Below are 24,326 nucleotides of genomic sequence, written 5' to 3' on the forward strand. Positions count from 1 at the left end.
ATCAACCCCAGACGCGACTACCAACCCACCGGAGCCCCCAAAGGGCCCACCCGCCGACCCCACACATAACAACAGCCGAACCGACACTTCGTCGGTCCGACTGTCGCCGATGTCCTGAGACATCACATCGGTCGGGATGACAGGATTTGAACCTGCGACCCTTCGCTCCCAAAGCGAATGCGCTACCAAGCTGCGCCACATCCCGCTCCGCCGCACCGGAAACCGGAAACCCCGGGCGGTGCGACGGCAGCTTAGCGGTAACCGGTAAGCTACTCGCAGGCCTGGTCCGCCGGGCCCGTGCGGGTGTAGCTCAATGGTAGAGCCCCAGTCTTCCAAACTGGCTACGCGGGTTCGATTCCCGTCACCCGCTCCACTCGAGAAGACGCACGTCAGACCGCCGACGGCGGCGACCTCCGGTACGGCGGGTCGCCGCCGTCGGCGTATGCGTGGCCGTTGGCGGCCAAACCGGACCCCGAACAGGCAAGACCTGCCCCTGGGCCTAGACTCGCCCCTGCCCGTGGCCCATGCGTGGCCGCGGAGCTGTGAACGCCAATCACCGGTAAGAAGCACGAACCAGACCGTTACGGCTCGAGGAGAATCACGTTGAAGAGCACCGTCGAGCAGCTCAGCCCGACGCGGGTGAAGATCAATGTCGAGGTGCCGTTCGACGAACTCAAACCGAACTTCGACCGCGCGTACAAGAAGATCGCCCAGCAGGTCCGCATCCCCGGGTTCCGCCCCGGGAAGGTGCCGGCCCGGGTGCTGGAGAGCCGGATCGGCCGCGCCCCGGTGCTCGATGAGGTCGTCAACGAGGTCATCCCCGCCAAGTACCTGGAAGCCGTCCAGGCGGGCGAGGTCCGCACGCTGGGCCGTCCCGAGTTCGAGGTGACCAAGCTCGAGGACCGCGAGGTCCTGGAGTTCACCGCCGAGGTCGACATCCGGCCGCAGATCGACCTGCCCGACTTCGCCGGCATCTCCGTCAGCGTCGACGATGTCGAGCTGGAGGAGTCCGAGGTCGACGAGCAGCTCGACGAGCTGCGCGCCCGATTCGGCACCCTGACCGGCGTCAAGCGTCCCGCGGAGAACGGCGACTTCGTCTCGATCGACCTCTCCGCGCAGGTGGACGGCGAGGAGGTCGCGGACGCGACCACCTCCGGGCTGTCCTACGAGATCGGTTCCGGTCAGCTCGTCGACGGCATCGACGACGCGATCATCGGCGCCGACGAGGGCGAGACCAAGAAGTTCACCACCAAGCTGGTGGCCGGCGACCACGCCGGCAAGGACGCCGAGGTCAGCGTCACCGTGCAGTCGGTCAAGGTGCGCGAGCTGCCCGAGGCGGACGACGAGTTCGCCCAGATGGCCAGCGAGTTCGACACCATCGACGAGCTCAAGGGCGACCTTCGCGAGCGGCTCGGCCGGGTGAAGAAGATGCAGCAGGGCGTCCAGGCCCGCGACAAGGTGCTCGAGGCACTGCTCGACTCCACCGAGGTCCCGATGCCGGAGGCCGTCCTCGACGGCGAGATCGAGAACCGCAAGCACGACGCGGTGCACCAGTTCGACCACGACGAGGACGCGTTCGCCAAGGCGCTCGAGGCCGAGGGCAAGACCGTCGAGCAGTTCGACGCCGAGGTCCGCGAGGAGTCGGAGAAGGCGGTCCGTACCCAGCTTGTGCTGGACACCATCGCTGACGCCGAGAACGTCGAGGTCAACGACGGCGAGCTGACCGAGCGCATCGTCTACCAGGCGCAGCGCTTCGGCGTCAGCCCGGACGAGTACGTGCAGCGGGCTCAGCAGTCCGGCCAGCTCGGCGCGATCTACGCCGACGTCCGCCGCGGCAAGGCGCTCGCCTCGGTCGTGCGCGGTGCCACGGTGACCGACTCGGCCGGTGTGGCGATCGACCTGGACGAGCTGTTCGGCCCGCAGGACCAGGCCGAGACCGGCCAGCCCGAGACCGCGGCCGAGGAGGCGCAGGTCACGGAGAACGCGGGAACAACCGACGATAAGTAATGCTCTGAGCGAACTTGGGCGGTGTCAGGCATTCTGCACCGCCCAAGTTCGTTAGGGTCGGTTGCAAGATCTTCCCAGATCCCAGGCATTCGACTAGGACGCAAGGGAGTGGTCGTCGTCCCCACGACGGCCACGGCGGCGAAAAGGTAGGCACACGTGACGCAGCACATGCCCGAGGGGCGGACCAGCACCGCGGGACTCAACCTGACCGATTCGGTGTACGAGCGGCTGCTCCAGGAGCGGATCGTCGTGCTCGGATCCGAGGTCAACGACGACATCGCCAACCGCATCACCGCGCAGCTTCTGCTGCTGTCGGCGGAGGACTCGGAATCCGACATCCGCTTCTACATCAACTCGCCCGGCGGCTCGGTGACCGCGGGCTTCGCCATCTACGACACGATGCAGCTCATCAAGCCGGACGTGGCGACCTACGCGATGGGCCTCGCGGCCTCGATGGGGCAGTTCCTGCTCTCCTCGGGTGCCCCCGGCAAGCGCTACTCGCTTCCGCACGCACGCATCCTCATGCACCAGCCCTCGGCCGGCGTCGGCGGCACCGCCTCCGACATCGCGATCCAGGCCGAGGTGTTCGGCAAGTGGAAGCACGAGCTGGCCAAGATCACCGCTGACCAGACCGGTCAGACGGTGGAGCAGATCACCGCCGACGGTGACCGCGACCGGTGGTTCACGGCGGACGAGGCCAGGGAGTACGGCTTCGTCGACCACGTCCTCACCCGGGAGAACCAGCTCCCGAACGCGAACGGCTGACCGGGTCCGGTAGGAGGAGAACCACATGAGCAACTTCCAGCTCCCGCAGTCCCGGTACGTGCTGCCCTCGTACGTCGAGCGCACCAGCTACGGGATCAAGGAATCCAACCCGTACAACAAGTTGTACGAGGAGCGCCAGATCATGCTGGGCGTCCAGGTGGACGACGCCTCGGCGAACGACATCATGGTCCAGTTGCTGCACCTTGAGCACGAGGACCCGGATCGCGACATCACGATCTACATCAACTCGCCCGGTGGTTCGTTCACCGCGCTGATGGCGATCTACGACACGATGCAGTACGTCCGTCCGGACATCGCCACGATGTGCATCGGCCAGGCCGCGAGCGCGGCGGCGGTCCTGCTGGCGGCGGGAACCCCGGGCAAGCGCATGGCGCTGCCGAACGCGCGGGTGCTGATCCACCAGCCGGCCACCGAGGGCACCTACGGGCAGGTCTCGGACCTGGAGATCCAGGCCGCCGAGATCCAGCGGGTCCGTAAGCTCATGGAGACCACGCTGGCCAAGCACACGACCCAGACCGAGGAGCAGGTCCGCCGCGACGTCGAGCGCGACAAGATCCTCACCGCCGCCCAGGCGCAGGAGTACGGCATCATCGACCAGGTGCTGCCGTACCGCAAGGCCTCCATGGAGAGCTGATCTCGTCGCCGGTGGGGTGCGTGTCGCCGAGCGACACGCACCCCACCGTGACGCTAAGGTCTCTTGGTTCGTGCTTGTGATGGCGCGGGTTCTCCCGTACGGCCCTCCGGGCAGGTACCGTCGTTACAAGCTCGCAAGGGCCTGTGTTGTGACGCGGGCATACAGACGCATCAGGTGCATTCCGGTGCGCCGGAGGGGACGAGGTCGACGGCCATGGCTCGGATCGGTGACGGCGGGGACCTGCTGAAATGCTCTTTCTGCGGGAAGAGTCAGAAGCAGGTGAAGAAGCTCATCGCCGGCCCAGGCGTGTACATCTGTGATGAGTGCATCGACCTGTGCAACGAGATCATCGAGGAGGAGCTGGCCGAGGCCGGCGACGTCAAGCTCGACGAGCTGCCGAAGCCCGCCGAGATCCGCGACTTCCTCGAGCAGTACATCATCGGCCAGGACGACGCGAAGCGCGCGCTCGCGGTGGCGGTCTACAACCACTACAAGCGCATCCAGTCCGACGACAAGTCCGGGCCGAAGGACTCCAAGGACGAGCCGGTCGAACTGGCCAAGTCCAACATCCTGATGCTCGGCCCCACCGGCTGCGGCAAGACCTACCTCGCGCAGACGCTGGCGAAGCTGCTGAACGTCCCGTTCGCCATCGCTGACGCGACCGCGCTCACCGAGGCCGGATACGTGGGCGAGGACGTCGAGAACATCCTGCTCAAGCTCATCCAGGCCGCCGACTACGACGTCAAGCGGGCCGAGACCGGCATCATCTACATCGACGAGGTCGACAAGATCGCCCGCAAGTCGGAGAACCCGTCGATCACCCGCGACGTCTCCGGTGAGGGCGTCCAGCAGGCGCTGCTGAAAATCCTGGAGGGCACCACCGCCTCGGTGCCGCCGCAGGGCGGTCGCAAGCACCCGCACCAGGAGTTCATCCAGATCGACACCACGAACGTCCTGTTCATCGTGGCAGGTGCGTTCGCGGGCCTTGAGAAGATCATCAACGAGCGCGTCGGCAAGCGGGGCCTTGGCTTCGGTGCCGAGATCCGCACCAAGCGCGAGATCGAGGACAGCGACGTCTTCTCCGACACCATGCCGGAGGATCTGATCAAGTTCGGTCTCATCCCGGAGTTCATCGGCCGCCTCCCCGTGGTGGCGAGCGTGTCGAACCTGGACAAGCTCTCGCTCGTGCAAATCCTCACCGCTCCGCGCAACGCGCTGGTGAAGCAGTACAAGAAGCTCTTCGAGCTGGACAACGTCGAGCTCGAGTTCACCAAGACGGCGCTCGAGGCGATCGCCGACCAGGCGGTGCTGCGCGGCACCGGTGCCCGCGGTCTCCGCGCGATCATGGAGGAAGTCCTCCAGCCGGTCATGTACGACATCCCCAGTCGCGACGACGTGGCGAAGGTCGTCATCACCGAGCAGACCGTGCGGGAGAACGTGAACCCGACGATCGTGTCGCGGCAGCCCTCGCGCCGTCAGCGCAACGAGCGCGGGGAGAAGTCGGCCTGACCAGTACGTGGCCGCGCGTTGAGCGCGGCGGGAGTTGACGGTGAGCCCTCGCCCGGACGGTGAGCGTCCTCCGATCGGCGAGGTGCACGGCTTCAGCGAGCTGACCCAGCGCATGATCGTCGGCGCCTACGAGCGGTGTACGCGGCTGCACCGGGTGCTCGCTCTGACGATGGGCCTGCTCGCCGTGTCGTGCGCCGCGGCGTCGGTATCCCGGTTCTCGCTGCTGCCCGTGCTGCCGTTGCCACTGCTCGGCCTGGCCGCGTTCGCCCTGTCCCGGATGCGGCACAACCTCGATCGCAGGCGCAGGCTCCTGCGCTGGGCCATCATGTTCACCGGGGCGCTGTTCGTCGCGTTCTGGACGATGGCCGTGCTCGGCCGCTACTACCACGCCGACTGAGCGGTTCGCGGGCGATCACCACGGCGTCCGCACGCCGTGTTCCGAACCGAACTCACCTGACGGAGGCGGCGCCCGATCGGGGAACGTGCTTGCCGAGGAAGCCGATGACGCTGGGCACGACGGAGCGGTTGAACGCGTCGGAGTGCGTGCCGGGCCCGGTGAACCCGACGGTGGGCCTGGCTGCGGCGATGTAGCGGCGGGCTCCCTCGATGAACCGGTCCTCGGTTCCGCACCACAGCCCGGTCGGGATGCCGCGCAGCGCGTCGATGTTGCGCAGCGGATCCATCGACGCCCAGTCGGCCGCGTCGCGGAACGCCCCGCGTTTCGACATCTCCGCCCACGAGGTGATCAGCGCCGGGGCCATCACCGCGACCGCCGAGACGGGTTGCCTGCGCTCCGAACGCCGGCGGGCGTAGAGCATGGAGCCGAAGCCACCCATCGAGTTGCCCGCGCAGGCGAACGGTGCGCCGTCCCGGCCGCCGAGACCTCGTTCGCGCAGCCACGCCGGGATCTCCTCGAGCAGCATGCCCATCGGGTCGTCGCCGGATGTGTTCTCGTGCCAGTAGCTGTTGCCACCGTCGACCGCCACGAAGCCGAACGACGGCATCGCCCTGCGCGCCACGTCACTGCTCAGCCGCGAGACCAGTCCGGTCGGTGCGGCCTTGCGGGCGGACGCCCCCAGGCCGTGCAGCAGCAGCACCATCGGCAGCCCGCGGGCGGGAGAGCGTGACGGCAGCATCGTCACCAGTTCCACCTCGCGGCCACGCGCCGCGGAGTACACCTTCTCGATCCTGGTGACGCCGACCTGGGTGGCGGGGGAGGGCGAGGCGACGCCGAGTCCCCGCTGCAGCGGCTCGGTGAACGGCAGCTTCCCGGAGGCGGTGGCCGCGGCGACACCGAGGACCCCGAGACCCGAGCCGCCCGCGAGCAACACCGAACGACGGCTGTGCCGCCTTTCGCCCTGCGCGGGCAGGTCCTCCGGCTGACCGTCGGCAGGCCCTCGTCCGGCCGACCCCACCCTGCTCCGCACCCCGGCCTCCGTCGCGCCTGATCCCGATGGGCCGGACGACGGGACGAACCCGCCGGTCTCTCGGATGGAGCCGACCTCGCATCAGCTCATCGCTCGCCGGGGCTCCTGCGTTTCGCACCCCGGCTCAGGTCACCCGATGTTGTCCGGAGTAGACGTTCATGTTCGCGCCACGCAGGAAGCCGATCACGGTCATGCCGTGCTCCTCGGCCAGTTCCACCGCCAGCGAGGACGGGGCGGACACCGCCGCCAGCAGCGGCACCCCCGCCATCGCCGCCTTCTGGACGAGCTCGAACGAGACGCGGCCGGAGACCAGCAGGCCGTGGCCCGTGAGCGGGATGCGGCCCTCCAGCAGTGCCCAGCCCAGTACCTTGTCGACGGCGTTGTGCCTGCCGACGTCCTCCCGCACGACCAGCAGTCCGCCGTCCGCGTCGAACAGGGCGGCCGCGTGCAGCCCGCCGGTCGTCGCGAACACCTTCTGCCGCTCACGCAGGGCGTCGGGCAACCCGGCCAGCAGTTCCGGGGACACGGTGAACGGGTCGGAAGACGGGTGGTAGCGGGTGCGCAGCCGGACGGCGTCGAGCGCGGCCTTGCCGCAGACGCCGCAGGACGAGGTCGTGTAGAAGTTGCGCTCCACCCCGGTCTCCGGCGGTGGCACCCCCTCGGCGAGGGTCAGGTCGAGCACGTTGTAGGTGTTGCGGCCCTGCTCGTCGACCCCGTCGCAGTAGCGCGCGGCGCGCACGTCCTCGCGGTCGCCGACCACGCCCTCGGTGAGCAGGAAGCCGTGTGCCAGCTCGATGTCGTTGCCGGGTGTCCGCATGGTCACCGCCAGCGCCCTGCCGCCGACCCGGACCTCCATCGGCTCCTCGGCCGCCAGCGCGTCGGGGCGGCTGCGTTCACCGTTCGCGGAGATCATCCGGACCGGCCTGCGGACCGTCACCCGTCCCATTCAGGCCTCATTCCCGCATTCGTGCCGAACACTGCGATCGACGCTGCGCCGCGCACCTCGCCGTCTCCCGAGCCTACGCCCGGAGTGTGTCGACGAGCCCGCCGCGGGGACGCGTCCGGCACCGTGTTCACCAACCCCGGTGGCCCCGATAGCAGTGGCCGGATCCCGCCACGGCTGGAGCCGATCGTGAGCGCCCGCTTCGACATCGTCGGTTTCGGCCCTCGTGGCGTCGGCGAGTCCACTCCGGTCACCTGTTCCGATGACCCGGCCGACGTGGCCAGGAACATGGACCTGCTGCGCCGCGCCGTCGGTGACCAGCAGCTGCACTACAACGGCACGTTCTACGGGACGCACCTGGGCGAGGTGTACGCCACGCTGTTCCCACCACGGGTTCGGGCGATGGTGCTCGACGGCGTACTGCAACCTCGGGAGTGGATCACCGGCCGGCCGCCGGGGTGTCCGCGGCCACCGTTCGCGGAGATCCCGGATGCCGTGACGGGCGCTTCGCTGCGCTCGCGGCGACCGGGTAATACATTGCAGACTCACATCTTCAGCGTAGGTGAGGAGCGCCGCATGGCACTCAGCTTCCTCGATCGTTCGCACACCGTGGCGCCCGCCGGATGGAGCCGCTGGCTGATCCCGCCCGCCGCGCTCTCGGTGCATCTGGCCATCGGCCAGGCGTACGCGTGGAGCGTGTTCAAGAGCCCGTTGCAGGACGCGCTCGGCCTGTCCGGCACGCAGAGCGCCCTGCCGTTCCAGCTCGGCATCGTCATGCTGGGACTGTCCGCGGCGTTCGGCGGGACACTGGTGGAGCGCAACGGCCCGCGCTGGGCGATGTTCGTCTCCGCCACCTGCTTCTCCTCGGGCTTCCTCATCTCCGCGCTCGGTGTCGCGCTCTCCCAGTTCTGGGTGGTCGTCCTCGGCTACGGCCTGGTCGGCGGCGTGGGGCTGGGAATCGGCTACATCTCGCCGGTCTCCACGCTGATCAAGTGGTTCCCGGACCGGCCGGGTATGGCCACCGGTATCGCGATCATGGGGTTCGGCGGTGGCGCGCTCATCGCCTCGCCGTGGTCGCGGCAGATGCTGGACTCGTTCGGTACCGACACCGGCGGCATCGCCACCGCTTTCCTGGTGCACGGAATCGTCTACGCGGTCTTCATGTCGCTGGGCGTGCTGCTGATCCGGGTGCCTGCGGACGGCTGGCGGCCGAAGGGCTGGACCCCGCCGAAGCCGGACGGCAACTCGATGATCACCCGTGCCAACGTGTCCGCCCGCAACGCGATCCGCACGCCGCAGTTCTGGCTGCTGTGGGTCATCCTCTGCTTCAACGTCACCGCCGGGATCGGTATCCTGGAGAAGGCCGATCCGATGATCCGTGCGTTCTTCGAGGACACCTCGGCACCGGTCAGCGTGGCGGCGGCGAGCGGGTTCGTTGCCCTGCTGTCGCTGACGAACATGCTCGGCAGGTTCGTCTGGTCCTCCACCTCGGATCTGGTGGGGCGTAAGAACATCTACCGCCTCTACCTGGGTGCCGGGGCGCTGATGTACCTCGTCATCGCGCTCACCACGAACTCCTCGAAACTGGTCTTCGTGCTGTGCGCTCTGGTGATCCTGTCCTTCTACGGCGGCGGATTCGCCACCATCCCGGCGTACCTGAAGGACCTGTTCGGTACCTACCAGGTCGGGGCCATCCACGGGCGGCTGCTCACCGCCTGGTCCACCGCGGGTGTACTGGGCCCGCTGATCGTCAACGCCATCGCCGACAGCCAGGGCGAGGCCGGAAAGTCCGGACCGGACCTGTACTCCACGTCGTTGTACGTGATGATCGGGCTGCTGGTGGTCGGCTTCCTGGCCAACGAGCTGGTGCGGCCGGTACATCCGAGGTTCCACGAGCCCGCCGGTGAACCCGGCCGGGCCACCGCCGGAAAGGACGCCTGATGAACGAGAAACGCTCCCCGGCCGGGAACTCCCGGCGGCCGCTGCTGATCGTGGCGTGGGCGTGGGTCGGCGTGCCCTTCGCCTACGGCGTCTTCCAGCTCGCGCAGACCGTCACGAAGCTCTTCGGCGGCTGAATCCGGCGCCGGGCGTGCGTAGTGTCCGGCGGTGAACGGCATTTTCACGGACACCAGGAGGCAACGCAGCGATGAACGCCAGGCCAGCATTCCACCTTGCCATTCCGGTCGACGACCTGGAGCGCGCCCGCGCGTTCTACGGCGGTGTGCTCGGTCTGCCCGAAGGCCGGTCGGACACCACCTGGGTGGACTGGAACCTGCACGGTCACCAGCTCGTCACCCACGTCGTGCCGGGCAGCAGGCCGGAGTCGATCCACAATCCGGTGGACGGGCACGACGTCCCGGTGCCGCATTTCGGGCTGATCCTGGAGATCGACCGGTTCCACGAACTCGCCGATCGCCTGCGCGGGGCGGGCACGGAGTTCGTCATCGAGCCGTACCAGCGTTTCGGCGGTGAGCCGGGGGAGCAGTGGACGATGTTCCTGCATGATCCGGCGGGCAACGCCCTCGAGTTCAAGGCGTTCGCGGACGAGTCGCAGATCTTCGCCCGGTGAGTTCACGCGGCGTCCTGGTCACCGGTTCCTCCCGGGGCATCGGGGCGGCGGTGGCGTCGGCGTTCGCGAAGCGCGGCGACCGGGTCGCCGTGCACTGCGTGCACGGCCATGCGCGGGCGCGGGCGGTGCTCGCGGGCCTGCCCGGTGACGGGCACGTGCTGGTGTCCGGTGATCTGGCCGACCCCGTTGCCGTGCAGGGGATCGCGGACTCCGCCGAGGAGTTGCTCGGCGGAGTCGACGTGCTGGTGAACAACGCGGCGCTGGCCACCTCGCCGGACAGCGCACATCCGGTGGCCGAGACGTCCTATGTGGACTGGCAGCGGATCTGGCGGGACATGGTGGAGGTCAACCTGCTCGGTGCCGCCAACCTCACCTACTGCGTCGCCCGGCACATGATCGCGCGCGGACGCGGCGGGCGGGTGGTGAACGTCGGCTCCCGGGGCGCGCAGCGGGGCGAACCGGACCATCCCGCCTACGGGGCGGGCAAGGCCGGGCTGCACTCGCTGTCCCAGTCGCTGGCGGTGTCGCTGGCGCCGCACGGAATCGCGGTGACCGCCGTGGCGCCGGGCTTCACCGCGACGGGTCGCGTCGCGAGCAGGCTCACCGGGGATTCCGGCGACGCGCTGCGGGGGCAGAGCCCGTTCGGCAGGGTCGGCGAACCCGGTGAGGTGGCGGCGGCCGTGGTGTACCTGGCCTCGCCGGAGGCGCAGTGGGCCGCGGGCGCGATCCTCGATCTGAACGGGGCGTCGCACCTGCGGACCTAGGGCCCGGGGTACGTCCGGCGGTTCCACGGTCACGGTATTCGCGCTCGATCACGAACCCCGTCGACCGCGAACCGCCGGACGGGCCCTGGCGTCAGCGCGAGTGGCGCGGCGGGCTGGCGTTGGGCGGGATTTCCTGTTGTGGCGGCGGGTACTGGCCGCCGGGAGGAAACTGCTGTCCGGGCTGGGCCGGTTGCCCCGGCCCGGCGGGCTGCTGCGGGCCGCCCCGCGGCATCGGCTGATCCGGTTGCACCGGCTGCCATTCCTGGCCGGCCGGCTGCCGGCGTTGCGGGTCGTCGTGCTGCGGTCCGCCCTGCACCGGCTGCTGCGGATTCCGCTGTTGGTACTGCTGCTGGGGGTACTGCTGCTGGGCGGGCGCTTGTCCCGCCGCCCCCTGGTATCCCGGCGGTTGCTGCTGCGGAACCGGACCGGTCGGCGGTGTGGGATCGCCGCGGTGTCCCGGCTGCTGCGCGGGTGGGGACTGGTCGCCGGTGTCGAGCAACTCCTCGAACAGGGTCCGGTAGTGCAGCATCGCCGACCGCAGGTCCTCGGTCGTGCCCTTGTTCTCCTGCTGGCGCAGCATCGTGTCGTGTGCCGTCCGGTAGTGCTCCAGCGTCCGGGAGTGCTCCACCGACAGGTCCGCGAGCTGCTGCTCGAAACCCTGGGTCGGGTAGCCGCGCTCGGACATCAGCTCGGTCAGTACTCGGTCCGCCTCGACCACGGCGCTGGCCGGGCGGTCCACGAACTGCTGCTGAATGGCGCCCCAACTTCGGGTGTAGCGCTCGTGCGCGGCGGGCGACAGCGGGCGGATATCGAGCTGAGCGTGCCGCTTCTCGCGGTGCTCCAGTTCCCGCTCGCCCGCCCGGCGCCCGGATTGGCCGTGTACCGCGTGGTCGTATTCGTCGCCGAATTTGTCCCGCAGCCGCGCGCGGCGCTGCTTGGCGCGGATGGCCAGTGCGATTGCGGTGACGACCGCTATCACGACGACGGCCCCCACGATGATGGCGATGATCAGCCCGGTCGACATCGCGCTCTCCTCAGGTCGGCGGATGTATCCAGTGGTCGAGTTGCCCGGTCGGCCCCGATCCGAAACTCCGGCATCCGAGTAGAACCCGTACCGTCACCGGGTTCGCACGCAACGCGAGCTTCCGAGACCCGAATGGCCCTGGCGAGTGGGCCATTCGCCCGCGTCTGCGGGAATCGCCGGTAACCAATAGGCTGCGGGCATGCTCATCGCGGAGGATCTCGTACTGCTGGTGTTCGACGACGAGACGGGCAAGCCCGTGTCCGGTGCGTCCAATCTGGAATACGCGCTCGCCGGAGCGTTGCTGATCGAACTGGCCACCCACGGCCGGGTCGACGTGACGGACGAGAGCGCGAAGAAGCCCGGCAGGCTCACCGTCGGCGACACCTCGCCGCTCGGCCACCCGGTACTGGACGACGCCCTCGCAAAGCTGTCCACAATGGACGGTAAGAAGCCGAAGGACGCGATCAGCCCGCTCTCCGGGGACAACCTCTCCGGCAGGCTGCTCGAAGCTCTCGCCGAGCGAGGGGTGCTGCGCAAGGAGAAGGGCAAGGTCCTCGGCCTGTTCCCCACGACGAGCTGGCCCGCCGAGGACTCCCGGCACGAGGAGCAGGTGCGCGCCGGGCTCCACCGGGTACTCGTCGACGGTGGGAAGCCCACCGAACGTGAGGGAGCTTTGATCTCCCTGCTCGCCGCGATCGACCTGGCGGAGAAGACCATCGAGGGTCCCGACCCGAAACTGGTCAAGTCCCGGGCCAAGGAGATCGCCGAGGGCAACTGGGCGTCCGAGGCGATGCGCAAGGCCGTCGAGGAGGTCACCGCCGCGGTGATGGTCGCCATCATGGTGCCGACGGTGATCATGACGACGAACACCTGAGCACGCTCAGCTCAGGTACAGCACCGCGTACGCCACCAGCCAGTGCTCCACCGCGTAGTCACCGCCACTGACGTTGCCGAGTTCGGCCTCGGCGTGCCGCGCCGCGGCCTCGGCCAGCAGGTCGAGCCGCGGGTCCGCCTCGGGCAGTGACTCGGCGATCCGCCGCCAGCCCCACGCGCGGTGCAGGTTCAGTCCGTGCAGGTGCGCGATCATGCCGTCGCTGTCGTCACTGACCACCGCCGGGGAGAACAGCGTGGCCGGCTCGCCCGCGGCGAGCCCGGGCAGGAACCGGTCCAGCCACATCGGGAAGTCGGCCTCGGCGAGCAGGTCCGCCATCAGCTCGGCCTCGGTGAGCGCGGGGGACAGGAAGTCGGTGCCGGAGGGTTCCCACGCGGCCGGGTAGCCGGCATCGGTGCCGAACCAGCGCTGGGCCGCCCCGGCGATGGCCTCCAGCAGCGCAGGCTCGCCGTCGGCGGCCCTGGCCCGGGCGTACGGAAGCGCGCGGGCCATGCCGAACGCGCTGTTTCCGTGCAGGCCGTGGCGGACCGGGTAGGTGGCCTTCGGCAGCCATTCCACGAACGCCTCGACCACCGCCTCGGCCAGTGGCGCGAAGTACGCCGACCACCGGCGGCCGTCCGGATCGGCCCAGGTGCCGAGTTCGTGCGCCAGCGCGAGCGCCCAGCCCCAGCCGTAGGGCCGGGTGTGCGCCGAGCGCACCCGGAACGTCGCCGCCTCGCCCGCCAGTGCCGGCTCGGTCAGCAGAGCGTCCAGCGAGGAGCGGATCGCGTCCGAGGGCAGACCTCCGGGTGTACTCCGCAGCAGTCGCACCAGTACCCAGTGCATCTCGACGCAGGAATGCCAGTCGAAGCTGCCGAAGAACACCGGGTGGATCCGGCTGGGGCGGTCCGGGGCGTCCCCCGGTTCCCGCATCAGGCTCGTGATGGAGTTCGGGAACTCGCGGTGGATGTTGGTGTTCGCCACCCTCGCGTACTCCGCCGCGTACCCGTCGAGCCACTCGGCGCGCCGCCGCCCCTCCTGCCACATCGCCGTCGTGGTCACTGGGCTCCCTCGCATTCACCGGCAGGCGGTTGGCGGACCGGTCGCCGAATGCAGGCTCACCGGGTCGGTCTCCCCGGGCCGCAGGGCCGGGATGTCGTCGATGCTGCGGCGTTCGGCGTTCATCCGTGCGGTGCGGCGCTTGCGCGAGCCCTCGGTACCGGCCAGCCGGTCCAGAACGTCCCGGTCGCGCTCGAGGGTCATCTCCGGAACCGAGTAGCCGCAGGAGTCGGCGATCCGCTCCACGTCCACCACGATGACGGTGCGCACGCCGGGATGCGGGCCGAACCGCGCCAGCAGGTCGCCGAAACCGGGGTCCTGGGGGGTGACCACGCGGCCGTGGCCGTAGAGCCGCACGATGTTCGGCGGTCCGGAGAAGGCGCAGAACATCAGCGTGATCCGCTCGTTCTGCCGCAGGTGGGCGATCGTCTCGACCCCGCTGCCCTCCAGGTCCAGATATGCGACCGTGTGCTCGTCCAGCACGGTGAACGTGTCCGGGTAGCCCTTCGGTGAGACGTTGACGTGGCCGTCCGGCCCGTCCGGCGCGGTCGCGACGAAGAAGACCGGCTGCGCGGAGACGAAGTCCCGCAGCCGGCCGTCGATGCGCTCGTGGACCGTGCTCATACCGCCCCCGGTGGTCACGGGCCGTGGTCCGGCCCGCCTCCCGGTCAGTCTAGGAGCGCATCCGCCGGCGCACGAGGCCCGTACGTGCTAGTTCGCCGCCTCCAGCCGCACCAGGATCGACTTCGACACCGGCGTGTTCGACGTCTTCGCCACCGAGTCCAGCGGCACCAGCGAGTTGGCCTCGGGGAAGTACGCCGCGGCGCAGCCGGGGGCCGTCGGGTACTCGACGACCCGGAACCGTTCCGCGCGACGGTCGCCGTCAGCCCATTCGGAGACGATGTCGACGTACTCACCGTCCGCGAAGCCGAGGGCGGCGAGGTCGGCCGGGCTCACGAACACCACCCGCCTGCCGTCCTCGATCCCGCGATAGCGGTCGGACAGGCCGTAGATGGTGGTGTTGTACTGGTCGTGACTGCGCAGCGTCTGCAGCAGCAGCCTGCCGTCGGGGATCCGCGGGTACTCCAGTTCGCTCGCGGTGAACGTGGCCTTCCCGGTCTTGGTGCCGCTGAACTCCCGGGAGTCCCGCGGTGCGTTGGGCAGCACGAACCCGTCCGGCAGCCGGACCCGCGCGTTGTAGTCCGCGCAGCCGTCGACCACCCGGGAGATGCGGTCCCGGATCAGGTCGTAGTCGCCCTCGAAGTCACGCCAGGGCACCGCGTGGTCCGCGCCGAACAGGGCGGTGGCCAGCCTGCAGACGATCGCCACCTCGGAGAGCAACCGGTCACCTGCCGGTTCCAGCCGGCCACGGGACGAGTGCACCACCGACATCGAGTCCTCGACCGTGACGAACTGCTCGCCACCCGCCTGCTGGTCGCGTTCGGTGCGGCCCAGGGTCGGCAGGATCAGCGCCGTCCTGCCGTGTACCAGGTGCGAGCGGTTGAGCTTCGTCGATACCTGCACGGTCAGTTCGCACGACCGCAGCGCGGCGGCCGTCAGTTCCGAATCCGGTGTGGCGGAAGCGAAGTTGCCGCCGACGGCGAAGAAGACCTTTCCCTTGCCGTCCCGCATGGCGCGGATCGAGTCGACGGTGTCCCAGCCGTGCTTGCGGGGCACCGGGATGCCGAACTCGTCCTCCAGCCGCTCCAGGAACTTCTCCGGCATCTTCTCCCAGATGCCCATCGTGCGGTCGCCCTGGACGTTGGAGTGCCCGCGCACCGGGCAGAGCCCGGCACCCGGCTTGCCGATCATGCCGCGCAACAGCGCGACGTTCGCGATCTCCTTGATCGTCGGCACCGAGTGCCGGTGCTGCGTCAGGCCCATCGCCCAGCAGTAGATGGTGCGGTCGGAGTCGACGAGCATCCGCGCGATGCGGACGATCTGCTCCCGGTCGAGGCCGGTCGCCTCGTCCACCTGTTCCCAGTCCAGTTCCCGCAGGTGCTCGGCATAGGCCGCGAAGTCGTGCGTGGAACCGTCGATGAAGTCGCGGTCGAGCACGGTGCCCGGCGCGGCCGTCTCCCAGGACAGCAGCAGGTGCCCGAGCGCCTGGAAGAACGCCAGGTCGCCGCCCAGCTTGATCTGCGCGAACTCGTCGGCCAGCGGGGTGCCCTTGCCGACGAGACCGCGCACGTTCTGCGGGTTCTTGAACCGCATCAGCCCGGCCTCGGGCAGCGGGTTCACGGCGACGATCTTCGCGCCGTTCTTCTTCGCCTCCTCCAGCGCCGAGAGCATCCGCGGGTGGTTCGTACCCGGGTTCTGCCCGACCACCACGATCAGGTCCGACCGGTGGATGTCGGCCAGGCTGACCGAGCCCTTGCCGATGCCTGTGGTCTCCGCCAGCGCCGCGCCGGAGGACTCGTGGCACATGTTGGAGCAGTCGGGCAGGTTGTTGGTGCCGAACGAGCGCACCAGAAGCTGGTAGACGAAGGCGGCCTCGTTGCTCGTGCGCCCGGAGGTGTAGAAGATCGCCTCGTCCGGTTCGGCGAGGCCGTTCATGGTGCGCGCGGTCAGTGCGAACGCCTCGTCCCAGGAGATGGGCTCGTAGTGGCTCGCCCCCTCCCGGAGCACGACCGGCTCGGTGATCCGGCCCTGCTGACCCAGCCAGAAGTCGGTCTTCTCCGCCAGTTCGGCGACGGAGTGGCGGGCGAAGAAGTCGGCGCCGACCCGTCGTTTCGTCGCCTCCTCGGCGACCGCCTTGGCGCCGTTCTCGCAGAACTCGGCCAGCTTGCGCTGCTCGCCGTCGGCCTCCCTCGGCTCCGGCCACGCGCAGCCGGGACAGTCGAAGCCCTCCCGCTGGTTCAGCAGTCGCAGGGTGTGCACCGTGCGGCCGGCACCCATCTGCTCGACCCCGCGCAGCAGCGACACCGCCACTCCGGGGATCCCGGCGGCCCAGCCCTTCGGCTTGCCCACGGCCAGTTCGGTCTCGTCGACATCGTTCGTCGGTGCGTCGCGGTTCACCCCTCCATAGTGGGGGCTACCGGGCTTCGGCGCGACCACGGGGCGGGCGGAGGCGATCCGGATTAACCCGCCCGGACCCGGTTCGTAGACTTACCTGCTGTGACCGAGAACGCGCCCCAGCAGCAGACCGACCTTCCTGCGACCTGGAGCCCGGCCGACGAAGAGGCCGCGCTCTACCAGCGCTGGGTAGACGCCGGGTACTTCACCGCCGACGCGAGTTCGGCCAAGCCCCCGTTCAGCGTGGTGATCCCGCCACCGAACGTGACCGGCTCCCTGCACATCGGCCACGCCTTCGAGCACACGCTGATCGATGCCGTCACCCGCTACCACCGGATGCGCGGTGCCGAGGCGCTGTACCTGCCGGGCATGGACCACGCCAGCATCGCGGTGCACGCGCTGGTGGAGAAGCAGCTCCGCGCCGAGGGCACCAGCCGCCGCGACCTCGGCCGGGAGGCCTTCGTCGACCGCGTCTGGCAGTGGAAGAACGAGCACGGTGGCCGGATCCTGTCGCAGATGAAGCGCCTCGGCGAGGGCGTGGACTGGACCCGCGAGCGGTTCACCATGGACGAGGGCCTGTCCACCGCCGTCACCACGATCTTCAAGCGCCTCTACGACGACGGGCTGATCTACCGCGCCGAGCGCCTGGTCAACTGGTCCCCGGAACTGCGTTCGGTGCTCTCCGACGCCGAGGTCGAGCACAAGGAGGTCGAGGGCGAACTCGTCTCCATGCGCTACGGCGACGGTGACGACTCGATCGTCGTGGCCACCACCCGGGTCGAGACGATGCTCGGCGACACGGCCGTCGCCGTCCACCCCGGCGACGAGCGGTACCGGCACCTCGTCGGCCGCTCCGTGGAGCTGCCGCTGACCGGCCGCTCCATCGTCGTGGTCGCCGACGAGCACGTGGACCCGGAGTTCGGCACCGGTGCGGTCAAGGTGACCCCGGCGCACGACCCGAACGACTTCGAGATCGGCAAACGGCACGGCCTGCCGATGCTGACGATGATGGACGAGCAGGGCCGGATCACCGGCACCGGCACCGAGTTCGACGGGATGGACCGGTTCGCCGCCCGCGCGGCCGTCCGGGAAAAGCTGCGCGAGCAGGGACGCATCGTCGCGGAGAAGCGCCCGTACCTGCACAGCGTCGGGCACTCCGAACGGTCGAAGGAGCCGATCGAGCCACGGCTGTCGCTGCAGTGGTTCGTCAAGGTCGGCCCGCTGGCGAAGGCGGCGGGTGACGCGGTGCGCTCCGGCGAGGTCGCCGTGCACCCGCCGGAGATGGCCAAGCGCTACTTCGACTGGGTGGACAACCTGCACGACTGGTGCATCTCCCGCCAGCTCTGGTGGGGTCACCGCATTCCCGTCTGGCACGGTCCGGACGGTGAGATGGTGTGCCTCGGGCCGGGCGAACAGCCGCCCGAGGGCTGGACGCAGGACGAGGACGTGCTCGACACCTGGTTCTCCTCCGGGCTGTGGCCGTTCTCCACGCTCGGCTGGCCCGACGACACCGCGGACCTGCGCAAGTTCTATCCGACCTCGGTGCTGGTCACCGGCTACGACATTCTGTTCTTCTGGGTCGTCCGGATGATGATGTTCGGCATCTACGCCACCGGGCGGCCGCCGTTCGCGACGATCGCGCTGCACGGCATGGTCCGGGACGAGAACGGCAAGAAGATGTCGAAGTCCGCGGGCAACGTCGTCGACCCGCTGGAGTGGATGGACCGCTACGGCACCGACGCGCTGCGGTTCACCCTGACCCGTGGCGCCAACCCCGGCACCGACGTGCCGATCAGCGAGGAATGGGTCAACGGCTCGCGCAGTTTCTGCACGAAGCTGTGGAACGCCACCAAGTTCGCGATGATGAACGGCGCCACCTGCGCCCGCCCGGTGCCCGAGCCGGACGCGCTGACGGAGGCCGACCGGTGGATCCTCGGCGGACTCGCCACCGTCGTGTCCGAAGTGGACGATCAGCTCGCCGACTTCCAGTTCGCCAAGGCCACCGAGACGCTCTACCACTTCACCTGGGACGAGCTCTGCGACTGGTACCTGGAACTGGCGAAAGTCCAGCTCTACCAAGGCGAACCGGAGCGTGTCGAGGCGACCAGGGCGGTGCTGGGCCACGTGCTCGACACGGTGCTCCGGCTGCTGCACCCGCTCATCCCGTTCGTCACCGAACGACTGTGGACCACCCTCACCGGAGGCGATTCGCTGGTCGTCGCCGAGTGGCCCGCGCTGCACGGTACCGACGCCCGCTATGCCGACCCGGTCGCCGACAAGCGGATCGCCGACGTGCGCAAGCTGGTCACCGAGGTTCGCCGCTTCCGCTCGGACCAGGGGCTCAAGCCGGGGCAGAAGGTCTCCGCCCGGCTGACCGGCCCCGGCTGGGAGGACCTGGCCGGGCACGCGGCCGCGGTGCGCTCGCTCGTCCGGCTCACCGAACCGGAGGACGGGTTCACCGCGAGCGCGGCCTTCGAGGTCGCACTCGGCGGCGGGACGGCGAACGTGGAGCTCGACCTCTCCGGCACGATCGACACCGTCGCCGAGCGCAAGCGGCTGGCCAAGGACCTCGCGGTGGCCGAGAAGGAGCTGAAGCAGACCGAGGGCAAGCTCGGCAATCAGGCCTTCATCGACAAGGCCCCGGCCGCCGTCGTCGACAAGATCAAGGTGCGCAGGGAGACCGCGGTCGCCGACATCGAACGGATCAACTCGCGGCTCGCGGCGCTGCCGGTGTCCTGACAGCCGACCAGGCCGGGCCTGGTCGGCTCGGCCTGGTCGGCTCGGTCAGCGGCCGGTGTCCGGGGAGATCACCGTGCGGACCTCGGACACCCGGTCGCACGGGAAGCCGCCGCGCCGCGCGTGCTCGGCGATCAGCTCCGGATCGTTCGCGTCGTAGACGCAGTACAGCTTGTCCCCGGTGACATAGCTCTGCACCCACGCGATCTCCTCGCCGAGGTCGGCCAGCACGTCGTTCGACTTACGGGAGAGATCGGCTAGATCCTCCTGTCGCAGGGCTCCCGCTCCGGGCAGAGATCGTTCGATCACATAGCGCCCCATGGGGTCGGCCTCCTCGTGGTCGGCTGTACGGAAGACCGGAGACCTCGTTGTCGGATCCCGGCCGTCCGTCCGACGCTATGCGTCCCGGTACCGTGCGCGCACTGGCCGACCGGGCGGCGTTACCCCTCCGCCGGGCGGGTTTCCGGCGTCAGCCCAGGTGCTCGGCGAGCACCCCGGCGATGCCCTCCATGCCGCGGCGGAACGGGTGGTAACTCGCCGCGGCGAGCAGGTTCGTGTCCTTGCCGTTGATCCACGCCTGTCCGCCCGCGCACGCGTCGTGCCCGAGCGAGGGACCGAACGTGTCCACATAGGACGACGTGCCCTCGGCGCCGACGGCGTCGGACACCGCCTTGTTGAGCGCTTCCTCGATGGAATTGAGCCAGGCGTAGTCGCCCTCGGCGAAGGGGAGCGCGGCGCAGTAGCCGGACTCCGGCGCGATCCGCGGGTAGCCGACGGCGAGCACGGTGGCCTCGGGTGCCCGCGAGCGGATCTCCCGCAGCACGCCCTCGACGCTGCGCCCGGTGTCCGCGATCGCCGTCATCAGCGTGTCCACGCCGTTCTCGGTGAAGTGCTCCCGGCAGGGCGCGCCCGCCGGGTCGGCATCGCGCAGGCCCGGACAGGTGCTGATGATGCTGCCGAAGACACCGTGATCGTTACCGCCGATGCCGAGGGTCACCAGATCGGTGCCGGCGTCCAGCGCGTCGAGTTGTGGCTTGTTCGAGCCCAGCGGCACGCTCTGCGCGGCCGTCATGTCGCCGGTGTCCGCTGCGCTGCAACTCACGTCGGTGAACCGGGAGACCCCGAGCCGCCCGGCGAGCAGCGAGGGATAGTTCGAGGTGGATTTCGCGCAGCCGACCGGGTCCAGGCGCAGCAGCGGGATGAGCGGACCGGCGGTGTACGAGTCGCCGAGGGCCACGTACTCGACGGCGTCGTCCGGCCCGGAACCGGCCTTGCCCCACTCCGGGACGGCATCGGCCGAGGCCGATCCGGGCAGCAGCACGGCGAGCAGCGCCGACACGGTGACGATTCCGGCGAGCAGGGGACGGCGAACGCGCATGAACGGCCTCGGATTCTGGAGGGTGCGGGAACGGTGTACGACGAACACTTCTGTTCCTACTGGGATCCGGCCGATCCCGCTGCGCCCGTACGGGTGGCCTCGCCGTGCGGTCGCCCGCCGCCCGCCGGGCGGTCGCACGTAGACTCGGCAGGTACTGTCACCAGGCACGAGTTGGGAGCACGTGTGCCGCGAGAAGACGGCCGTGACCTGCCGGACGAATCATTCGACTCCGGCGGATCAGCCGAACCGGACCAGCCGGCACCACCGCGCCGAAGCGCCGAACTCGCCGATCCGGGCAGCTTCCGCGGGATCGACGAACTCGACCGCGGGTCCAGCGACGACCACGACGACCGTGACCCCTACGAGCCGGACCCCTACGAGCCGGACCCCTACGAGCCGGACACCCACGAGCGCGACCGTGATCCCTACGACCAGTCCGCCGACGACACCGACGGCACACTGACCGCGAGCGACGAGGCGTTCGACGTCGGCGGTGGTTCCCGCGGCGGAATCGGTGGTATCGGCCAGCTCGGCGACAACCTCGCGCTCGGCCCGGTGCCCGACCTCGCCGCCGCCGGCCCGGACGAGCATGCCCCGCACGAACTCGACGACCAGGGCGCGCCCCCGCCGGAGATCGATCCGAACGGCAGGCAGGCCCGGTACGAACTGGGCGCCGTCGAGGCGGAACTGAACCAGCGCTGGCCGGAGACGACGATCGAGCCGTCCACCGAGCGGATCGCGGCGCTGCTGAGCCTGCTGGGCGACCCGCACAAGGGCTACCCGGTACTGCACGTCGGCGGGACCAACGGCAAGACCTCCGTCACCCGGATGATCGAAGCGCTGCTGACCCGGATGGGCCTGCGCGTCGGCCGCTACACCAGCCCGCACCTGCAGTCGGTGACCGAGCGCATCAGCATCGACGGCGCACCCGTCTCGGCGGCCAAGTACGTGGAGACCTACGCCGACGTCGCACCGTTCATCGGCATGGTCGATCGTGCCACCGGCGACAAGGGCCCGCTGATGAGCAAGTTCGAGGTGCTCACCGGCATGGCCTTCGCCGCCTTCGCCGACGCGCCCGTGGAGGCGGCGGTGCTCGAAGTGGGGATGGGCGGCCGCTGGGACGCCACCAACGTCGCCGACGGCCAGATCGCCACCATCACGCCGATCGGCATCGACCACGTCGAGTACCTCGGTGCCGACCTGGAGGCGATCGCCGCCGAGAAAGCCGGGATCATCAAACCCGGCTCGGTGGTGGTGCTCGCCGAACAGGACGACGCCGTCGAACGGGTACTGCTGGAACGGGCCATCCAGGTCGACGCCTCCGTGGCACGGCAGGGCAGCGAGTTCGGCGTCCTGGCCCGTGAGATCGCCGTCGGCGGGCAGCTACTGAGGCTGCAGGGGCTCGGCGGCGTGTACGAGGACATCTTCCTGCCGCTGCACGGCGCCCACCAGGCCGCCAACGCCGCGCTGGCGCTCGCCTCCGTCGAGGCGTTCTTCGGTGCGGGCAAGGAGCGCAAACTGGTCGGCGAGGCCGTGCGGGAGGCGTTCGCCGAGATCACCACGCCGGGCAGGCTGGAGCGGGTCCGCGCGGCACCGACCGTGCTGCTCGACGCCGCCCACAATCCGCACGGCGCCAAGGCGCTGGCGGGTGCGGTCGGCGAGGAGTTCGCGTTCCGCAAGCTGGTGGCCGTGGTCGGCGTGATGGCCGACAAGGACGCCCACGGCATCCTGGACGCACTGGAGCCGGTCGTGTCGGAGCTCGTGGTGACCCAGGCCCGCAACCCCAGGGCGATGCCGGCCGACGAACTGGCGGCACTGGCCAGAACGATCTTCGGCGAGGAACGCATCTCGGTCGAGACCACCCTGGACGCCGCCGTCGAGACGGCGATCGGGCTCGTCGAGCAGTCCGACGACCCGGAGGAACCGCTGGCCGGTGGCGGTGTGCTGATCACCGGCTCGGTGGTCGTCGCCGGAGAGGCCCGCACACTGTTCGGCAGGGAGCCGGAATGACCGCGCACGAGGCTGGAGGCGTGATGTCGGAGGAGGACACGACGGCGACGCCGCGACCGCCTGCCAAGGACCCGATGAAGTCGTTCCGCGGCGTGCTGGCCGGAACGCTGATTATGGAGGGGATCGTCGTCGCGCTCGCGCTGCCGGTGATCGCCAACCTGGGCTCCGGGATCGGCAGCGGGACGGCGTGGGTGGTCATCGCGATCGCGGTGGCGCACCTCGTGCTGTGCGGCATGCTGCGCCGTCCGTGGGCGCTGCCCGTCGTGCTGGCCCTGCAGGTCGCGCTCATCGCGTTCTTCTTCGTCGTCCCCGCCGTGTCGGTGATCGGCATCCTGTTCCTGGCGATCTGGCTGTGGCTGCTGTGGCTGCGCCGCGACGTCGCCCGCCGCATGGCCGAGGGAACCCTGCCCAGCCAGCAGCCCCCGCCCGCCGGGAGCGGATAGCGCGCAGGCCGTTCCTGTCGGTGCTCGCTGCTGGCCTTCGCGGCCATGGGCTCAGCGCGGACGGCATTGTCGGGCAAGATCGCACTGGTCGCCGGGGGCACCAGGGCGGCGGGGCGGGGAATCGCCGTCGAACTGGGCGCCGCGGGCGCCACCGTCTACGTCACCGGCCGGACCAGTGGTTCGGTGCGCTCGGAGATGGACCGGCCGGAGACCATCGAGGAGACGGCCGCACTCGTCGACACGGCGGGCGGGCACGTGATCCCGGTCCGCGTGGACCATTTGGTGCCGGAAGAGGTCCGCGCACTTGTCGCCCGGATCGACGCGGAGCAGGGCGCCCTGCACATCCTGGTGAACGACATCTGGGTGCCACCGAGATCGAGTGGGACAAGTCCGTCTGGGAGTCCTCGCTGGAACTCGGGCTGCGCACCCTGCGCCTGGCCGTCGACACCCACGCCATCACCAGTCACTTCGCGATGCCGCTGCTGATCAGGACGCCCGGTGGCCTGGCCGTGGAAGTGACCGACGGGACCGACGAGTACAACGCGGGGAACTACCGGGTCTCCTTCTTCTACGACCTGGCCAAGGCATCGGTGAACCGGATGGCCTTCGCACTCGCGCACGAACTGGGGCCGTACGGGGGAACCGCGGTGTCCCTCACCCCGGGCTGGCTGCGCTCCGAGGCCATGCTGGAGGCGTACGGGGTCACCGAGGCGAACTGGCGGGACGCGACCGCGCGCTCGCCGCACTTCGCCATCTCGGAGAGCCCCGCCTTCGTCGGCCGCGCGGTGGCGGCACTCGCGAGTGACCCAGACCTGTCCCGGTGGAACGGCGCGTCCGTCTCCAGCGGTGAACTGGCGAGGGTCTACGGCTTCACCGACCTCGACGGCAGCAGGCCGGACGCCTGGTACTACGTCACCGAGGTCCAGGACGCGGGCCTGCCCGCCGACACCACTGGTTACCGCTGACACCCGCGCGGCGGACACCGGGCAGCTCGGCCGGACGGCGAGGTGCTGATCCGGCGGGAACGACTGAGGTGCGGCCCGGGCGCCGCGTACCGTCCGGTGGATGGGGATCGGCAGTGAGGCGGCCAGATCGTACGACTGGCTGCTGTCGGAACTGAACCGCACCGAGCCGAGGAACCGTGCCGACGC

The 24,326-nt window shown here is 69.7% G+C and carries 21 protein-coding genes, 2 tRNA genes and 2 pseudogenes; 16 read left to right on the forward strand and 9 right to left on the reverse strand.

The features are described from left to right. Window positions 1-131: 131 nt before the first annotated feature. A tRNA-Pro gene (locus tag CFN78_RS03485) sits at window positions 132-205 on the reverse strand. A gap of 94 nt (window positions 206-299) precedes the next feature. Between CFN78_RS03485 and CFN78_RS03490 the strand changes: the two genes are divergently transcribed. The 6 genes from CFN78_RS03490 to CFN78_RS03515 all read left to right on the forward strand — a co-directional run bounded on the left by CFN78_RS03490 (window position 300) and on the right by CFN78_RS03515 (window position 5,333). Then, window positions 300-373, forward strand: a tRNA-Gly gene (locus CFN78_RS03490). 230 nt (window positions 374-603) lie between these two features. Next, the gene (tig, locus tag CFN78_RS03495; protein ID WP_094861128.1) at window positions 604-2,007 is read left to right on the forward strand and encodes a trigger factor; all 1,404 of its coding nucleotides are present in this window, start codon (window positions 604-606) and stop codon (window positions 2,005-2,007) included. Window positions 2,008-2,175: 168 nt separating this feature from the next. Beyond that, complete coding sequence (locus tag CFN78_RS03500; RefSeq protein WP_094861508.1) at window positions 2,176-2,772, forward strand: ClpP family protease; 597 nt, start codon at window positions 2,176-2,178, stop codon at window positions 2,770-2,772. A gap of 25 nt (window positions 2,773-2,797) precedes the next feature. Next, window positions 2,798-3,427, forward strand: a complete 630-nt coding sequence (locus CFN78_RS03505) for an ATP-dependent Clp protease proteolytic subunit (RefSeq protein ID WP_094861129.1) — start codon at window positions 2,798-2,800, stop codon at window positions 3,425-3,427. A 213-nt stretch (window positions 3,428-3,640) separates the two neighbouring features. Continuing rightward, a complete protein-coding gene (gene clpX / locus CFN78_RS03510) occupies window positions 3,641-4,936 on the forward strand; it encodes an ATP-dependent Clp protease ATP-binding subunit ClpX (protein ID WP_094861130.1) in 1,296 nt (431 codons plus the stop codon). Between the two features lie 40 nt (window positions 4,937-4,976). Further along, a complete protein-coding gene (locus tag CFN78_RS03515; protein ID WP_133116281.1) occupies window positions 4,977-5,333 on the forward strand; it encodes a hypothetical protein in 357 nt (118 codons plus the stop codon). Window positions 5,334-5,385: 52 nt separating this feature from the next. Here the strand turns inward: CFN78_RS03515 and CFN78_RS03520 are convergent, their stop codons facing one another. Then, window positions 5,386-6,306 (reverse strand): alpha/beta hydrolase, encoded by a 921-nt coding sequence (locus tag CFN78_RS03520; protein WP_094861509.1) that lies wholly within the window; start codon window positions 6,304-6,306, stop codon window positions 5,386-5,388. Window positions 6,307-6,487: 181 nt separating this feature from the next. Beyond that, window positions 6,488-7,309 (reverse strand): formate dehydrogenase accessory sulfurtransferase FdhD, encoded by an 822-nt coding sequence (fdhD, locus tag CFN78_RS03525; protein ID WP_094861132.1) that lies wholly within the window; start codon window positions 7,307-7,309, stop codon window positions 6,488-6,490. A gap of 123 nt (window positions 7,310-7,432) precedes the next feature. Between fdhD and CFN78_RS29005 the strand changes: the two are divergent. The 5 genes and pseudogenes from CFN78_RS29005 to CFN78_RS03540 form a co-directional block, all read left to right on the forward strand. Beyond that, window positions 7,433-7,735: pseudogene (locus CFN78_RS29005) on the forward strand (alpha/beta fold hydrolase); the annotation flags it as partial. 147 nt (window positions 7,736-7,882) lie between these two features. Next, window positions 7,883-9,247, forward strand: a complete 1,365-nt coding sequence (locus CFN78_RS29010; RefSeq protein WP_165777454.1) for an L-lactate MFS transporter — start codon at window positions 7,883-7,885, stop codon at window positions 9,245-9,247. Beyond that, window positions 9,247-9,381 carry an MFS transporter small subunit gene (locus CFN78_RS30050; RefSeq protein ID WP_276307320.1) on the forward strand — a complete coding sequence of 45 codons (135 nt, stop codon included), beginning with the start codon at window positions 9,247-9,249 and terminating at the stop codon, window positions 9,379-9,381. The genes CFN78_RS29010 and CFN78_RS30050 overlap by 1 nt, the downstream gene beginning before the upstream one ends. 71 nt (window positions 9,382-9,452) lie before the next feature. After that, window positions 9,453-9,875 (forward strand): VOC family protein, encoded by a 423-nt coding sequence (locus CFN78_RS03535; RefSeq protein ID WP_094861134.1) that lies wholly within the window; start codon window positions 9,453-9,455, stop codon window positions 9,873-9,875. After that, window positions 9,872-10,639 carry an SDR family NAD(P)-dependent oxidoreductase gene (locus CFN78_RS03540; protein WP_094861135.1) on the forward strand — a complete coding sequence of 256 codons (768 nt, stop codon included), beginning with the start codon at window positions 9,872-9,874 and terminating at the stop codon, window positions 10,637-10,639. Before CFN78_RS03535 ends, CFN78_RS03540 begins: the two co-directional genes overlap by 4 nt. 91 nt (window positions 10,640-10,730) lie before the next feature. Here CFN78_RS03540 and CFN78_RS29465 read toward each other — a convergent pair whose 3' ends face one another. Further along, complete coding sequence (locus CFN78_RS29465; RefSeq protein WP_205660421.1) at window positions 10,731-11,663, reverse strand: hypothetical protein; 933 nt, start codon at window positions 11,661-11,663, stop codon at window positions 10,731-10,733. 199 nt (window positions 11,664-11,862) lie between these two features. Here CFN78_RS29465 and CFN78_RS03550 point away from each other — a divergent pair, with 199 nt between their 5' ends. After that, window positions 11,863-12,537 (forward strand): GOLPH3/VPS74 family protein, encoded by a 675-nt coding sequence (locus CFN78_RS03550; protein ID WP_094861136.1) that lies wholly within the window; start codon window positions 11,863-11,865, stop codon window positions 12,535-12,537. A 6-nt stretch (window positions 12,538-12,543) separates the two neighbouring features. Here the strand turns inward: CFN78_RS03550 and CFN78_RS03555 are convergent, their stop codons facing one another. The 3 genes from CFN78_RS03555 to CFN78_RS03565 form a co-directional block, all read right to left on the reverse strand. Beyond that, on the reverse strand, window positions 12,544-13,596 hold the full coding sequence (locus CFN78_RS03555; RefSeq protein ID WP_240519248.1) for a DUF2891 domain-containing protein: 1,053 nt from the start codon (window positions 13,594-13,596) through the stop codon (window positions 12,544-12,546). Window positions 13,597-13,611: 15 nt separating this feature from the next. Next, on the reverse strand, window positions 13,612-14,217 hold the full coding sequence (locus CFN78_RS03560) for a pyridoxamine 5'-phosphate oxidase family protein (protein ID WP_094861137.1): 606 nt from the start codon (window positions 14,215-14,217) through the stop codon (window positions 13,612-13,614). An 87-nt stretch (window positions 14,218-14,304) separates the two neighbouring features. After that, window positions 14,305-16,611, reverse strand: coding sequence for an FdhF/YdeP family oxidoreductase (locus CFN78_RS03565; protein WP_094861138.1), 2,307 nt, complete (start codon window positions 16,609-16,611; stop codon window positions 14,305-14,307). Between the two features lie 99 nt (window positions 16,612-16,710). On the opposite strand from CFN78_RS03565, the gene CFN78_RS03570 reads away from it, so the two are divergent. After that, window positions 16,711-19,347 (forward strand): valine--tRNA ligase, encoded by a 2,637-nt coding sequence (locus CFN78_RS03570; protein ID WP_094861139.1) that lies wholly within the window; start codon window positions 16,711-16,713, stop codon window positions 19,345-19,347. Window positions 19,348-19,392: 45 nt separating this feature from the next. On the opposite strand, the gene CFN78_RS03575 is transcribed toward CFN78_RS03570, so the two are convergent. Together CFN78_RS03575 and CFN78_RS03580 are read right to left on the reverse strand one after the other, a co-directional pair. Further along, window positions 19,393-19,665: a DUF4242 domain-containing protein gene (locus CFN78_RS03575; RefSeq protein ID WP_094861140.1), complete on the reverse strand. Its 273-nt coding sequence runs from the start codon at window positions 19,663-19,665 to the stop codon at window positions 19,393-19,395. A 148-nt stretch (window positions 19,666-19,813) separates the two neighbouring features. Beyond that, the gene (locus tag CFN78_RS03580) at window positions 19,814-20,722 is read right to left on the reverse strand and encodes an SGNH/GDSL hydrolase family protein (protein WP_094861511.1); all 909 of its coding nucleotides are present in this window, start codon (window positions 20,720-20,722) and stop codon (window positions 19,814-19,816) included. A 183-nt stretch (window positions 20,723-20,905) separates the two neighbouring features. Here CFN78_RS03580 and folC point away from each other — a divergent pair, with 183 nt between their 5' ends. From folC to CFN78_RS03595, 3 genes and pseudogenes are all read left to right on the forward strand, one after another. Continuing rightward, window positions 20,906-22,732, forward strand: a complete 1,827-nt coding sequence (gene folC, locus CFN78_RS03585) for a bifunctional tetrahydrofolate synthase/dihydrofolate synthase (RefSeq protein ID WP_420807845.1) — start codon at window positions 20,906-20,908, stop codon at window positions 22,730-22,732. A gap of 23 nt (window positions 22,733-22,755) precedes the next feature. After that, window positions 22,756-23,175: a DUF4233 domain-containing protein gene (locus CFN78_RS03590; protein WP_094861513.1), complete on the forward strand. Its 420-nt coding sequence runs from the start codon at window positions 22,756-22,758 to the stop codon at window positions 23,173-23,175. A gap of 45 nt (window positions 23,176-23,220) precedes the next feature. Then, window positions 23,221-24,140: pseudogene (locus tag CFN78_RS03595) on the forward strand (SDR family oxidoreductase). Window positions 24,141-24,326 lie beyond the last annotated feature (186 nt).

Origin of the sequence: Amycolatopsis antarctica, assembly GCF_002262875.1 — a bacterium.
Classification (GTDB): Bacteria; Actinomycetota; Actinomycetes; order Mycobacteriales; family Pseudonocardiaceae; genus Amycolatopsis; species Amycolatopsis antarctica.